This is a genomic window from Mangrovicoccus sp. HB161399 (assembly GCF_013184745.1).
Classification (GTDB): domain Bacteria; phylum Pseudomonadota; class Alphaproteobacteria; order Rhodobacterales; family Rhodobacteraceae; genus Mangrovicoccus.
In genome coordinates this window covers 1-13,688 of the sequence record NZ_JAATVU010000111.1, presented here as the reverse complement: position 1 = coordinate 13,688, position 13,688 = coordinate 1, and the positions used below count along the sequence as shown (strand labels likewise).

Genomic DNA, 13,688 nt, shown 5'->3' with positions numbered 1-13,688 from the left:
GATCGACGCCACCGGCGAGGTGACCAAGTGGCCGTTCTGGAACCGCGACCCGATGGGGCTGTGGTCGCGCGGGCGGCTGGTGATGATCGGCGATGCCTGCCACCCGATGCGGCCGCACATGGCGCAGGGCGCCTGCATGGCGATCGAGGACGCGGCCGTCCTGGCGCGCTGCCTGTCGGAGACCGGGATGGCGGACTACGCCACGGCCTTCGGCATGTACGAGCGCACCCGCAAGGAGCGCGCGACGAAGGTGCAGTCGATCTCCAACGCCAATACCTGGCTCAAGCAGCCCGAGGACCCGGCATGGGTCTATGCATATGACGCGGATGCGGTGGAACTGGGCTGAAACTTCTGGGAAGACTTTCGGTCTGCCGCAAGGTTAACGCGATCGTGGCCGGACCAGCCGCGGCAAACCACGCAGCACCCGTTGCCAAGTCCTTGCAATCGTAGCAATGTCGCGCCGGGGAGGGGCAGGGGAGCCGTCCCTCCGGCAATGCGAAGGGAGTACTATCATGGATCGTCGCAAGTTCATCAAGGGCACGGCCCTTGGCAGCGTCGGAGCGGCAGGTGCCGCGCTGGCCAGCCCGGCCATCGCGCAGTCGATGCCGAAGATCCAGTGGCGCTGCACCTCGTCCTTCCCGAAGTCGCTGGACACGATTTATGGCGGCGCGGAGGATGTCGCGAAATACGTCAGCGAGGCCACCGACGGCAATTTCACCATCCAGGTCTATGCCGCGGGCGAGATCGTCCCCGGCCTGCAGGCCGCCGATGCCGTGTCCTCGGGCACCGTCGAGATGTGCCACACCGCGCCCTACTACTATGTCGGCAAGAACCCGGCCTATGCGCTCGGCGCGACCATCCCGTTCGGCCTGAACGCGCGCGGCATGCATGCCTGGCTGTTCTATGGCGGCGGCATGGATCTCGTGAACGAATTCTACAATTCCGAAGGCCTGCACTACATCCCCGCGGGCAATACCGGCGCGCAGATGGGCGGCTGGTTCCGCAAGGAAATCAACTCGGTGGCCGACATGAGCGGCCTGAAGATGCGGATCGGGGGCCTTGCCGGCCGGGTGATCGAAAAGCTCGGCGCCGTGCCGCAGCAGATCGCCGGCGGCGACATCTACCCGTCGCTGGAGCGCGGCACGATCGACGCGGCCGAATGGATCGGCCCCTATGACGACGAGAAGCTGGGCTTCTACAAGGTCGCGCCCTACTACTACTATCCCGGCTGGTGGGAGGGGAACCTGATCCTCAACCTCTTCGTCAACAACGACAAATGGGCCGAGCTGCCCGACGCCTACAAGAGCCTGCTGCAGACCGCGGGCAAGGCGGCGACGATCGAGATGCTGGCCGAGTACGACTACAAGAACCCGACCGCGATCAAGCAGCTGGTGCAGAACGGCACCCAGCTGCGCCCGTTCCCGCAGGACGTGATGCAGGCCTGCTTCAACGCCGCGAACGAGCTCTACGACGAGCTGAACGCGTCGAACCCGGCCTGGAAGAAGATCTACGACAGCCAGATGGCCTTCCGCGGCGAGACCTATCTGTGGCAGCAGGTGGCGGAATACACCTTCGACACCTTCATGATGGTCAAGCAGCGCGAAGGCGCGCTGAACACCGGCAACTGATCCGGACCCGGGCGGGCGCACCGCCCGGGGACCGCATCACTCGGTCAGCGGCGCTCCGAGCGCCGCGGCCATTGCGGCGATGGCCGCCATCTGCGGCGCATCCTTCTTCAGGTAGGCCAGGCTCTGGCCCATCGGGAAGAGGTTGACCGAATAGCCCCACCAGTCCCAGCAGCCCTTCGGATTGTTCCCCGAGGCCGTCGGCTCCGCCTGCGGATAGAGGACCACCAGGTTGTTGGCCTCCGCCCAGCCGTTGTAGCCGGTCTGGGTGGCATAGGCGTCTCCGTTTTCCCCCGACAGCCCCTGGCGGCAGCCATGCAGCGCGATGTGCAGCCTGCACAGCTCCCCTGCCGCGCAGGCGGCGGGGATGTAGACCAGCGCGCTTTCCCCCATGCCCGGCGCGTCGTCGCTGTAGAGGTCCTGCTCGAACTCGATCAGGTGCCCGGGCACCGGCGCGGCCTCGGGCGCGCCCAGCAGGCCCAGCTGGCGCAGGATGTCGCCCGCCATGTCGACGCCGCAGGCATTGATGAAGCGCGGGTTCTCGACGAGGCAGTCCTGGTCCTCCTCGGTCAGGAAGGCATGCAGCGCCTCGAATGTGTCGTTGTCCTCGATATTCTCATCGGGCACGCCGAAGACGCCGTAGGTTTCCTGCAGCAGGTCCATCGCGCGGGCCGAGACGGTGGCATCCGCGGTGCCGTGGAACAGGTAGATCCGGTCGTCGGCAAGGCCCTCGATTGGGTCGATGTCGTCCTCGACCGCTTCCACGACGCCCATGATCCGGTCGGTCGTGTCGGGGAAGGCCACGGCGCTGATGCCCTGCTGCATGCAGGCGTTGAGCGCGGCGAAGACATTGCCCTGGGCGCAGCCGAAGGGCGCGCCGGCGACGATGCCCGCACCGGTGACGTGGCTGGAGAATGCCGTCTCGATCTGCACCGCCATCGCGGCACCGCTGGACAGGCCCGAGACGGTGATCTCGCGCTGGACGAGATTGAGGCGGGGCAGGGGATCCGCTGCGGCCGGAATGGCGCCGATCGTGGCGAGGAAGAGGAATGCGCGCATGGGAATCACCTTGTCTGGCTCTTTCCCGACGATGCCACAGCCTGCGTGCGGGGCGAATGGCGGTATTCCGCGGTGCAGCGGATTTGCGGTCCGCGCCGGAGCCATGCCCCGGCGCGGAACCGGGTCAGTTGAAGCTCGGCGGCTGCGACAGATCCGTCGCGGGGGCCGGAGCGGGCGCAGGTGCGGGCGTGCCCAGCCCCTGGAGCGGCGGCAGGCCGAGGCTGCTGCCGCCATCTGCCGGAGCGGCGGGCGCGGACGGGGCCGCCGGTGCCGGAGCGTCGAGCCCCTGCAGGGGCGGCAGGCCCAGCGAGTTGCCTTGCTGGGGTGCCGGAGCCGGTGCTGCCGGGGCCGGGGCATCGAGGCCCTGGAGCGGCGGCAGGCCCAGAGAGTTGCCCTGCTCGGGCGCCGGAGCGGGCGCCGGCGTGCCCAGTCCCTGCAGCGGCGGCAGGCCGAGGCTGTTGCCGCCCTGCGGCGCGGCAGGCGCAGGCGCGTTGCCCGGAAGTCCGCCCAGCGGCGGCAGGCCCAGTCCGCCGCCGTTGTCGCTGGTACCTCCGCCGATCGGGGGCAGGCCGAGGCCGCCATTGGCGGGCGGGCTGACCTGGATTGCGGAGGGCGGCGGCGTCACCGGCTGCGCCTTGTAGTGGGTGACGAGGTAAGGGAAGGAGATCACCGCCAGGATCATCGCCACGTTGATGAAGATGAACGGCACCGCGCCCTTGTAGATGTCCGTCGTCTTGATCGAGGGCATCTTGCGGCCGGTCCGGTTGTCGAGCCATTCCTTCGCCGGCGCGACCGAGCGCAGGTAGAAGAGCGAGAAGCCGAAGGGCGGCGTCAGGAAGCTGGCCTGCAGGTTGATGCCGAGGATCACCCCGAACCACACCAGGTCGATGCCCAGCGTCGTCGCCACCGGCGCCAGCAGCGGCACCAGGATGAAGGCGATCTCGAAGAAGTCGAGGAAGCAGCCTAGGATGAAGACCACGACGGTCACGACGATGAGGAAGCCGTATTCGCCGCCCGGAAGGCCGAGCAGCAGCTCCTCCAGCCAGACGTTGCCGTTCACCCCGTAGAAGGTCAGGCCGAAGACCCGCGCGCCGATCAGGATGAACATCACGAAGGCGGACAGCGTCGTGGTGGCCTGCACCGAGGATTTCAGGATGCCGAAGGTCAGCCGCTTCTTCATCAGGGCGAGCAGCAGCGCACCGACCGCGCCCATTGCGCCGCCCTCGGTGGGGGTGGCGATGCCGAGGAAGATCGTGCCCAGCACCAGGAAGATCAGCGCCAGCGGCGGGATCAGGACGATGATGACCTGTTCGGCCAGGTGCGAGATGATCCCCAGCTTCATGCCGCGGTTCGCCACCGCGAAGACGAAGATCGCGCCCACTGCCAGCGCGGCGGCGGCCACGAACTGGTTGGCGTCCGACAGGTGCGTGAACAGGACATGGGTGCCGAGCAGGTAGATCGCCACGGCGGCCGCGATCGACGCGATCAGCGACATCACCCCGCCGCCCAGCGTCCGTTCGGAGGCGGGCAGCGCCGGGACCAGCTTGGGCCGGAAGATCGAGAGCAGGAAGATGTAGAGGCAGTAGGCGCCCACCAGCATCAGCGACGGCCAGAGCGCGCCGATGTACATGTCGCCCACCGAGACGCCCAGCTGGTCGGCCATGACGATCAGCACCAGCGACGGCGGCACGATCTGCGCCAGGGTTCCGGACGCGACGATCGTGCCTGTGGCCACCGAGGGCGCGTAGTTGAACCGCTGCATGATCGGCAGGGAGATAAGCCCCATTGCGATCACCGAGGCCGCGACGACGCCGGTCGTGGCCGCCAGCAGCGCGCCGACGAGGATCACCGCATAGGCAAGCCCGCCGCGGACCGGACCGAAGAGCTGGCCGATGGTGTCGAGCAGATCCTCCGCCATGCCCGACCGCTCGAGTATGAGCCCCATGAAGGTGAAGAACGGAATGGCCAGCAGCGTGTCGTTCGACATGATGCCGAAGACCCGTTCTGGCTGCGCGCCGAGCAATGGCCAGAACAGGTTGATCTGGTCCGGCGCGATCTCGGACAGGCCGACGCCGACCACGAAGAAGAACAGCCCGCCCGCGGCAAGCGTCAGCGCGACCGGATAGCCGATCAGCAGCATGCCCATCACGGTGATGAACATGATCGGGGCAAGGTTGTGGGCGATCAGCTCAAGCACGGTCCGCGCCTCCGGTCTCGTCCATCATGTGCGCGTGTTCGCGCAGTTCGGGCGGCAGGTGGTCCTCCTCGCCGTCCGAGGGCATCGGCAGGTCGCCCTTCAGCATTGCCACGGTCTTCACGATTTCCGACAGGCCCTGGAAGACCAGCACGGCGAAACCCGCCAGCACCAGCGCCTTGGCCGGCCACAGGATCAGCCCGCCGGCATTCATCGAGGCTTCCCCGGTGCGGAAGGAGCGCAGGAAGAACGGCCAGCTGAGCCAGGTCATCAGCACCACGAAGGGCATCAGGAACAGGAAGTGGCAGATCAGGTCGATCCACAGCCGCACCCGCTGCGACAGGTGAGCGGAGACGACGTCGATGCGGACATGCTCGTTCTTCTGCAGCGCCCAGGCTGCGGCCAGCATGAAGACCGCGCCGAAGAGGTACCACTGCAATTCGAGCCAGGCGTTCGACGACAGGTCGAAGGCCTTGCGGACGATGGCATTCGCGGCGCTGACGAGGACCGCCGCGAGGATCAGCCAGGCGACGCCCTTGCCGATCCAGGCGGTGACCCGGTCGATGCCCCGGCTGCACCGGATGAGAAATTCCACGATTCGCTCCCTTGCACTGCGCAGCCGGTCGCGTCCGTCGCGGCTTGGCAGCCCCCTCCGCGCGGGCGCGGGCGGGCGGCGATCCGGCAAGCTGTTACCAAGACCTCATAGTTCCGCTGCTGCGCCGCCGCAACATTGTCTGCACGTCGCTGCCGCTGTTTCGCAATTGCGTGATGCCGGGCGCGGCGCCGGTTCCGACCGCCTGACGGAGCGGAACCGGCGCGCGGACGAAGACAGCTGCGCCGCCGGTCGCCGTGTTCCCGGGCCTTGCCCCGCCGCGGCGGCGCAGGCGGCTGAATGCAATGCTGCCGGCATTCGCAGCGGGGTGTTTGTCGGCTGCCTGAGATGCTGTCCAGTGCGGGGCCATGCATGGAGGCGGCGAGGCGCGGCCGTGCGGCGGCGATGGGGATCGTCCCCGGTGCCTTGCCCGAGCCTAGCATTCCGAGGCGCAGGGCCCTGAACGAGGGCAAGTTGCGTGAGGCGATGCGGAGAGCTGCCGCCCCGGACCCGCTGGACGCCGCACTGGTTTGCGCTTCCCTTGGGACGGACGCGGGGCCTGTGGGCAAGGCGATTCTGCGGCAGCCGTTCTTGCCGCGCCGCGTTGCAAGCACGGCTGGTCAGCTCGTCGGCTCCGGCCGGAGCAGGCAGGCCTGCCGCGCCAACTCTGAGCGGCCCCCGGTCAGCGCGGCGTTGGCGCGAACGGAGTTTGCCTCGCGGGCGGCCGGACAGAGGGACATCGCCTTTGTCCAAGTCGGCGGGCCGGACTGGCCTGAGCTGTTGCGCGAGGATCGCCACGGCCTTGCGCATTTCGGCCAGCTGCTTGCGGCGGCGCAGGGAAATGGCACGGCGGACCCGGGCGGGAGCGGGGATCGTGCCGATTTCCTGCCGCAGTCGCGGGTCCGCGTCGGCAAGGATGGGGCATCGGCTTGGCGGGGACGGGCCGGCACTCCGGTGGCGCGGGCGAACGCCCGAGGTTGGCGGGGAGGGGCCCGTCCCGGGGGGCTGCGCCCGGCAAGGGCTGCGACAGGGGCCGCATGCGAAGGCGATCAGGATATCCGCCGGCAGAGACATGGCGCGTCGTCGGCGATGTGCGCGGCGGTGCTGGCGGACAGGCAGCGGGGGCCGGGCCTGCGGCGCACATCGCCAAAGCTGGCGACGGTCTGTGGCATGGCGATTGGGCCTGCCCATGCCATGCTGAGTCGCGGCGGCCCGGGCAAGTGTTCAGCTCGAAAGCGAGGCAGCGCGGACGCTAGGTCCCGCGCGGGATTTGGCTCCCGAGGGTGCGGGTTCCCCTCCGCGGATTCGCCATCGCACGTATCCTGCAGACAGGGAGCGCCGATATTGCGGCAGAGATCGGCCTGGCCGCGCAGGTGACTAGGGCTTGCCGCGCTGATCCGGCGATGGGCATGTTCTGCTGACCTGCTGACCTGCTGACCTGCTGACCTGCTGACCTGCTGACCTGCCGACAGGCGGGCTGCCCGTGTCTTCGATCCGCGTCGCGGGAGCGCCGTGTCTGCCGCGCCCGGCTGCAGGCATTGGCCGCTGGATGTCCTGCATTCCGGCCGGGCCATTGCCGACGCTCTGCAACTCTCCGGTCCGGGCGTCATGACTGCAGATCGTCCCGGAGATCGCCCGCCATGCCCATGGACCGCCCATTTGCCCCGGTGATCCGGCCGGCCGTGGTTTCCATGCGGCCGTCTTGCGCGGCAGGCGATTGTCCATGACCATGTCCTCCGGCCGACTGGACGCGATATTCGGCCAGAAGCATGGTCAACGAGCCTCTGCCTCAGCCGCCCTTCATGCGCTGCATGAGGAAGACCTCGCCGGCATCGGCGACGGAGGCGTGCCGCCCCGTCGCCACTTCGCCGTCGATCACCACCGAGACGCCGGTGTCGAGGATCGGCGCGAGCCCCGGATAGGCCGCCTTCAGCCCGTCCAGGACCCCGGCGACCGTCTCCGCCTCGATCTCCACCGCGGTCTGGCCGCCGGTGAAGCGCTCCAGGCTCGACCAGAGGTTGACCGTGACCATGGATCAGCCCTCCCGGGCGGCCTTGATCGCGGCCAGGACCTTGGGCGGCGACATCGGCAGGCTGCGCATCCGCACGCCCGCAGCCGCCTCGATGGCGTTGGCGATGGCCGGGAGCGGCGGGGTGATGCCGGTCTCGCCGACTCCGCGCACGCCGAAGGGATGGCCCGGATTGGGCACCTCGACGATCTGGGTGTCGATCATCGGCAGATCCGAGGCCACCGGCACGCGGTAGTCGAGGAAGACCGCGTTCTGCAGCCGTCCGTCCTGGCCATAGACATAGGCCTCGTTCAGCGCCCAGCCGATGCCCTGCGCTGCGCCGCCCTGGAACTGGCCCTCGACATAGGAGGGATGGATCGCCCGGCCGGCATCCTGCACCACGAGATAGCGCAGGATGGTGGTGCGGCCGGTCTCGGGATCGACCTCGACATCGACCACATGGCAGCCGAAGCTGGCGCCGACGCCCTCGGGCACGGATTCATGGTGGCCCGAGATCGGCCCGCCGGTCGAGCCCATCTTGGCGGCGATCTCCTCGATCCCCATCGGCGGGAACTTCCCGGCATTGGGCCCCGCGGGCTGGGCGGCGCCATTGGCCCATTCCACGGCCTCGGCGTCGATGCCCCACTCGGCGGCGGCGCGGCGGCACATTTCGGCGATGGCCCGGCGGGCGGCGATCACGGCCGCCTTGCCGCTGGCGAAGGTTGCGCGGCTGCCATGGGTCGGCTCGTTGACGCCGAGTGCGCCGGTCTCGACCACGTTCACCCGCACGTCTTCATAGGCGATGCCCAGCGTCTCGGCCGTCATCAGCGCGATCGAGGCGCGGCTGCCGCCGATATCCGGCGTGCCGACCGAGACCTGAACGGTGCCGTCTTCCGAGATCGCCAGCGAGACCGAGGTCTCGCCGCTGTGGTTGAACCAGTAGCCCGAGGCGATGCCGCGGCCCTGGTTGGGGCCGAGCGGCAGCTCCAGGTTGGGATGCGACTTCACCGCCTCCAGCGTCTCGACCAGGCCGATCGAGCCGAAGGTCGGGCCGTAGCTGGCGCGGTCGCCTTCCTTCACGGCGTTCTTCAGCCGGACGTCTAGCGGATCGAGGCCTAGCTCGCGGCACATCTCGTCGATCAGGCTTTCCACCGCGAAGGCGCCCATCGGCGAGCCCGGGGCGCGGTAGGCGGCGCATTTCGGCCGGTTCGCGAGCACGTCGTAGCCGACATGGCGGGACGCGGGCAGCTTGTAGGGGGCGAAGGCGCAGTAGAGCGCCATGTCGACCGGCGCGCCGGGGAAGGCGCCGCCCTGCATGCGGAACTCGGCATCGGCAGCGGTGATCATCCCGTCCTTCGTCATGCCGATCTTCACGTCCATCGAGGCCGAGGCGGTCGGACCGGTGGCGCGCAGCACCTCGGAGCGGGTCATGACGATCTTCACCGGACGCCCGCCGGCCTTGCGGCTGAGCGCCAGCGACAGCGGCTCCATGAAAATCGTGGTCTTGCCGCCGAAGCCGCCGCCGATTTCCGAAGGCGTCACCCGGAGCTGCGCCGCCTCGAGGCCCAGTACGGAAGAGCACATCTGGCGGATGAACCACTGGCCCTGGGTGCAGACCCACATTTCGCCCTTGCCGTCGGCGCCGAGCTGGCCGAGGCAGGCATGCGGCTCGATATAGCCCTGATGCGTGGCCTCGGTCTTGTAGCTGCGCGCGCGCACGAGGTCTGCCTTGGCAAAGCCCGCCTCGGTGTCGCCATGGCCGAACTCGATGTATCGCGCGACGTTGGGCGGGCTGCCTTCGGGCACGGTCGCATCGGCCGCGCCCTCGCGGATCACCGGCGCGTCGGGGCGGATCGCGTCATCGACATCGATGACATGCGGCAGGACCTCGTACTCGACCTCGATCAGCCGCGCCGCCTCCTGCGCGCGCAGCGCCGAAGTCGCGGCCACCGCCGCCACCGCATGGCCGTCATAGAGCGCGCGCTCCCCGGCCATGGTGTTTTCCTGCAGGTTCCAGTTCTCGCCGGTCAGCCCCTCGGGGAAGTCCGCTCGGGTGACCACCGCCTTGACGCCCGGCAGCGCCTCGGCCTTCGAGGCGTCGATCCTGACGATCCGCGCATGGGCATGGGGCGAGCGCACGACCGCGCCCCAGAGCATGCCGGGCATCGAGACATCGGCGCCGTAGCGGGCGCGGCCGGTGACCTTGTCCAGCCCGTCCGGGCGCAGCGGCCGCGTGCCGACCAGATGGAACTCGCTCAGCTCGTCCTTCGCCATCACGCAGCCTCCTGCCGCATCTCCGCCGCCGCATCGAGCACGGCGCGGATGATCTTGTCATATCCGGTGCAGCGGCAGAGATTCCCTGCCAGCCAGTAGCGCACCTCGGTTTCGGTCGGGTCGGGGTTCTTCTCCAGGAGCGCCTTGGCCGCGACCAGGATTCCCGGCGTGCAGAAGCCGCATTGCAGCGCCGCATGCTCGAGGAACTTGCGCTGCAGCGGATGCAGCGCGTTGCCCTCGGCCATGCCCTCGATCGTGGCAACCCGGCGGCCCTCGGCCTCGACGCCGAGCACCAGGCAGGAACAGACCAGCGTGCCGTCGAGCGTGACCGAGCAGGCTCCGCAATCGCCGGTGCCGCAGCCTTCCTTGGAGCCGGTCAGGCCGAGATGGTCGCGCAGGCAGTCGAGCAGCGACTCGCGCGGATCGGCCAGGAATTCGACCTCGTCGCCATTGACGGTGGTGGTCACGTGGATCTTGCTCATGGGGTCATTCTCCCTTTGCGCGGGAATAGGCGATGGCGGCGGCACGGCGGGCGAGCACGCCGGCCACTTCGGTGCGGAAGGCGACCGTGCCGCGCTTGTCGTCGATCGGACTGCAGGCGGCCTGCGCCGCCGCGTCGAGGGCCGCCAGTGCAGCCTCGTCGAGCGTGGTGCCGATGATCGCCGCGGCGCAGCCCGGCGCCAGGGCGATCCGCGGCGCCACCGCGCCGAGCGCCACGCGGGCCTCGGCGATCGTGTCGCCCTCGAGCCGCAAGTTCACCGCGCAGCCCGCGACGGCGATGTCCATCTCGGTGCGCGGGATGAAGCGCAGATAGGCGTCGCCGCCCGCCTTGCCGCGGGGCGGCAGCAGGATCGCCGAAATCAGTTCGCCGGGCGCCAGCGTCGTCTTGCCAGGCCCGGCCGGGATCTCCTCGACCGGCGCGGAGCGGGTGCCGCCGGGTCCGGTGATCTCCGCCGTGGCCCCCGCGGCGATCAGCCCGGGCACGGAATCCGCGGCAGGCGAGCCGTTGCACAGGTTGCCCGCCAGCGTGGCGCGGCCCTGCACCTGGGTGGAGCCGACCAGCTCCATGCCCTCGACGACGCCGGGCCAGTCGGCGACCAGCGCCGCATTCGCTCCGAGTGCCGCGCCCGGCACGGCGATGCCGATCCGCCAGCCGCCATCGGCGGTGCGGGCGATGTCATGCACGCCGGGGATCTTCTTGAGGTCGATCAGGTCGTCGGGAAGCACCATGCCCGCGCGCATCTGCACCAGGACATCGGTTCCCCCGGCCAGGAAGCGCGTCACCCCGCCTGCCGCGCCGGCCAGCCTGGCGGCGTCCTCGAATGTGGATGGTGTGTGGTAGTTCATCTTCTTCCCCTGGTGGCTCCGTCGGAGCGGCCTTCCGGCCTGCCGTCATGCGCGTTCCCTCGAGCCGACTCCCGGCCCTCCGCCATGTGGATGCCCGGATACCGGCAATGGAAGCGCAAGCGCCCGGCCCCTCACGCGGAAGTCTTGCCCCGCCCGCCGGCCCGGCGCAAGCCGACTTCACCCTCGGCGCATGCATTCGCCGCAACGTGCCCCGGGCCGGCACCCCGCGCGGCCGGGTGCCGGACGCTACAACATCTTCCCGGAAAGCGGCTTCGCCAGTTGTTGCCCGGCATCCGGCGAAACGGCGCGCGGCGGGAGGCCAAGCGCTGACCGGCGGCGCAGAAGGGGCGGGCATCCGTTTCCGACGGAACACGTTCCACGGTGACCTGGTTAGGGGCGGGCGGTCCAGACGGAGAAGGATCCAAGCCTCTCCAGGTGCTGGCCGGTCCAGGCAGGTCTTCCAGCTCCGCGGGGGGCTGGAGCGGGCGGAGCGGATGCCGCAGGACGCTGTCGCGCAGGCTTTCCGCAGAGTTCAAGCGGGCCCGGCCCCAACGGGAGGCGTGCCGGGGCGCTGTTGCGCAAATCAGCTAGCGGCCAGAGTTCCCCTTTCCCCGGACACATTTATCCTGCGGCCACGGTCAGCGGGATACCGAGGGCAATGAAGCGGTTCATGACCGCCGCGCGGATCTGGACCTCGGCAACATGGCGGTCAGAATCGCGTGACATCAGCCGCTGGCCGAGCTGCTTCAGGCAGTTCATCTTCTTCTCCACCCTGCTGCGGCGGTAATACCCGCTCCAGTTGCGCCAAGGCGCCCGGCCCAAGTGCTTTGACGCCCGCAGGATCCCCTTGCGGGCCCGGGCTCCGGCTGTGCCCGGCTTCCATGGCCTCGCATTCCGTCTCGGCGGGATGATTGCTGCGGCACCGCGGGCGGCGATGGCGTCGCCAGCGGTGCGCGAACCGGTGGCGCATCCACTGGCAACTCGGCGGAGACGGCGGCGATCTCCCCGTCTGCCGGGATCCGGGCGCGCAGGTCGGGCAGCATCCCCCGCCGGGGTCGGCCGGACCGGTGGCGTTCGTCGGCATTGCCGGAGGCGGCTTCGACCGCCCGGAACTCCAATGTTCCCCGTCGATCCCGGGGTGGATCCTGTGCCGTGAGCGGGCCGCGCCACCGGTCCGGGCCCGCGAATGCGCCGCTTGGCCCCTTGGCAAGAGCCTTGCATGGGTTCGGCATTCCGGTTGGTCGCGGCCATGCAGCGAGGGGCAAGTGCCACCGGTCCGAACGCCGCCCCGGGCGCGCCTGATCTGCGGCATCAGGGGCCGCGCGCCCTGGCGAAGTCCGCTGGGGGAGGGGTCCCGGTCAACGGCCCGCGGTCTGCGCCGCACCGGTCCGGACCGGGTGTTCCGTCCGTCCCGCCTCCGCCCGGCGCCATCGCCTCGCATCGCGCCCCGCCATCCTCGGGCCGCCGGACGCTCCCCGGCGGCGATCCCCTTCCCGGCCCGGCACTGCCCGGCAGCGCGAGCCGCGGGCAACGGGCGCCCGGACGGGGCGGGCCATGCGCGCGGCGAGCGCGGCAGCGACGATCTTCGCCGGGTTCCCCGCGTGCATGCGGTCGAGCCGGCCGGGCGCCGCATCGTGCGAGGACGCGTGCCGCCCCCGCCGCGCGCTGAGCGCTCGCCAATCTTCGTCGTGGCGCCGAGCCTTTGCTTTCCGCCCGTTGAGTGCTGCCTCGGCACGAGGCCGAGCGTCACGCCGGAGGCGTGCCTACGGCACGACGCCGCGAAGTCCCGGCCCTTGCGGAAAAGTTCAGGCGGCGGCGCGAGTGTGGCCAGAGCCGTGGCGGTCAGCGGGCCGCTGCCGGGGAGTCGGGGCCGGTCCGCGCAAGCGGCAAATCCTCCGGCGGGGTTCGCTCCGGTCCTCCGCAGGAGGCAAACTGTCCGGAGGACAGTTTGAGGAGGGAACGGGCGGAGCCCCTGGGGCCCGGGCGGGCGGAGCCCATCAGGCGGCGGGCGACCTCGCTTTCCCTGGCGCGCCGGGCGATCTCGGCATCCGGGGTCCCGATCTGCCCGCCGAGCTGCGCGAGCGTTGCAGTCAGGACTTGCAGGGAGGCCCGCGCCGTTGCCGCCAGGTCCGGCTCCTTGTCCTGCAGCATCGCGGCCAGGCGCCGGACATTCGCCGCGCCCTGCGGCACGGCCCGGCCGCACTCGCCCAGGTGACCGCGCAGCGCGCTGATCATCTGGGTGCGCTGCCGGATCGGCAGCTCCCGCATGCGGAAGACGCTGGCCGCCCCCTGCGTTTCCTCGCTCTTCACGGCCACGAAGCGCATGGTCGGCCTCTGCGTCTTGCGCCTTCCATCGATCCCCCGGATCGATGGATCGCTGCGCGGGCGGCTCCAGACCCCCGCAGATCGCCTCCGCGCCGACCGCATCCGTTCGGCGGCGGAACAGTCCCCCGGACTGTTCCGGACCCCGCCTCACTCTGCCGTTTCACGAAGGGCTCACATGAGGAGGGTCGGATCAAGCAGGTTTAATCAACTCATCGGCTGTCCTTTCCTCTGACGTTTCGGATCCCGGGTCCGGCCCACTGATGG

At 69.8% G+C, this 13,688-nt stretch carries 9 protein-coding genes and 3 pseudogenes; 2 read left to right on the top strand and 10 right to left on the bottom strand.

Going from position 1 to position 13,688, the window contains the following annotated elements:
• Positions 1 to 346, top strand: a 346-nt coding sequence (locus tag HCC78_RS29510) for an NAD(P)/FAD-dependent oxidoreductase (RefSeq protein WP_172332329.1), incomplete at its 5' end; no start/stop codon positions are given.
• A gap of 166 nt (positions 347 to 512) precedes the next feature.
• Positions 513 to 1,628: a TRAP transporter substrate-binding protein gene (locus tag HCC78_RS29505; RefSeq protein ID WP_172332328.1), complete on the top strand. Its 1,116-nt coding sequence runs from the start codon at positions 513 to 515 to the stop codon at positions 1,626 to 1,628.
• 36 nt (positions 1,629 to 1,664) lie between these two features.
• On the opposite strand, the gene HCC78_RS29500 is transcribed toward HCC78_RS29505, so the two are convergent.
• From HCC78_RS29500 to HCC78_RS34195, 10 genes and pseudogenes are all read right to left on the bottom strand, one after another.
• A complete protein-coding gene (locus HCC78_RS29500) occupies positions 1,665 to 2,684 on the bottom strand; it encodes a PHB depolymerase family esterase (RefSeq protein ID WP_172332327.1) in 1,020 nt (339 codons plus the stop codon).
• Between the two features lie 124 nt (positions 2,685 to 2,808).
• A complete protein-coding gene (locus HCC78_RS29495) occupies positions 2,809 to 4,881 on the bottom strand; it encodes a TRAP transporter large permease subunit (RefSeq protein ID WP_172332326.1) in 2,073 nt (690 codons plus the stop codon).
• Positions 4,874 to 5,473, bottom strand: a complete 600-nt coding sequence (locus HCC78_RS29490; protein ID WP_172332325.1) for a TRAP transporter small permease subunit — start codon at positions 5,471 to 5,473, stop codon at positions 4,874 to 4,876. The genes HCC78_RS29495 and HCC78_RS29490 overlap by 8 nt, the downstream gene beginning before the upstream one ends.
• Before the next feature lie 1,786 nt (positions 5,474 to 7,259).
• Positions 7,260 to 7,502: a MoaD/ThiS family protein gene (locus tag HCC78_RS29485; RefSeq protein WP_172332324.1), complete on the bottom strand. Its 243-nt coding sequence runs from the start codon at positions 7,500 to 7,502 to the stop codon at positions 7,260 to 7,262.
• Between the two features lie 3 nt (positions 7,503 to 7,505).
• On the bottom strand, positions 7,506 to 9,752 hold the full coding sequence (locus HCC78_RS29480) for a xanthine dehydrogenase family protein molybdopterin-binding subunit (RefSeq protein WP_172332323.1): 2,247 nt from the start codon (positions 9,750 to 9,752) through the stop codon (positions 7,506 to 7,508).
• The gene (locus HCC78_RS29475) at positions 9,752 to 10,234 is read right to left on the bottom strand and encodes a (2Fe-2S)-binding protein (protein WP_172332322.1); all 483 of its coding nucleotides are present in this window, start codon (positions 10,232 to 10,234) and stop codon (positions 9,752 to 9,754) included. Before HCC78_RS29475 ends, HCC78_RS29480 begins: the two co-directional genes overlap by 1 nt.
• A gap of 4 nt (positions 10,235 to 10,238) precedes the next feature.
• Positions 10,239 to 11,099, bottom strand: coding sequence for a xanthine dehydrogenase family protein subunit M (locus HCC78_RS29470; protein ID WP_172332321.1), 861 nt, complete (start codon positions 11,097 to 11,099; stop codon positions 10,239 to 10,241).
• A 621-nt stretch (positions 11,100 to 11,720) separates the two neighbouring features.
• Positions 11,721 to 12,288 (bottom strand): annotated as a pseudogene (locus HCC78_RS29465) (transposase); the annotation flags it as partial.
• Between the two features lie 519 nt (positions 12,289 to 12,807).
• Positions 12,808 to 12,966, bottom strand: a pseudogene (locus HCC78_RS34200) (hypothetical protein); the annotation flags it as partial.
• Between the two features lie 128 nt (positions 12,967 to 13,094).
• Positions 13,095 to 13,436: pseudogene (locus HCC78_RS34195) on the bottom strand (IS110 family transposase); the annotation flags it as partial.
• Between the last annotated feature and the right edge of the window lie 252 nt (positions 13,437 to 13,688).

What these genes read in the sequence shown, in the direction of transcription:
- HCC78_RS29505 (WP_172332328.1), top strand. Translation starts at nt 513, where the DNA reads ATGGATCGTCGCAAGTTCATCAAGGGCACGGCCCTTGGCAGCGTCGGA.
- HCC78_RS29500 (WP_172332327.1), bottom strand. Translation starts at nt 2,684, where the DNA reads ATGCGCGCATTCCTCTTCCTCGCCACGATCGGCGCCATTCCGGCCGCA.
- HCC78_RS29485 (WP_172332324.1), bottom strand. Translation starts at nt 7,502, where the DNA reads ATGGTCACGGTCAACCTCTGGTCGAGCCTGGAGCGCTTCACCGGCGGC.
- HCC78_RS29480 (WP_172332323.1), bottom strand. Translation starts at nt 9,752, where the DNA reads ATGGCGAAGGACGAGCTGAGCGAGTTCCATCTGGTCGGCACGCGGCCG.
- HCC78_RS29475 (WP_172332322.1), bottom strand. Translation starts at nt 10,234, where the DNA reads ATGAGCAAGATCCACGTGACCACCACCGTCAATGGCGACGAGGTCGAA.
- HCC78_RS29470 (WP_172332321.1), bottom strand. Translation starts at nt 11,099, where the DNA reads ATGAACTACCACACACCATCCACATTCGAGGACGCCGCCAGGCTGGCC.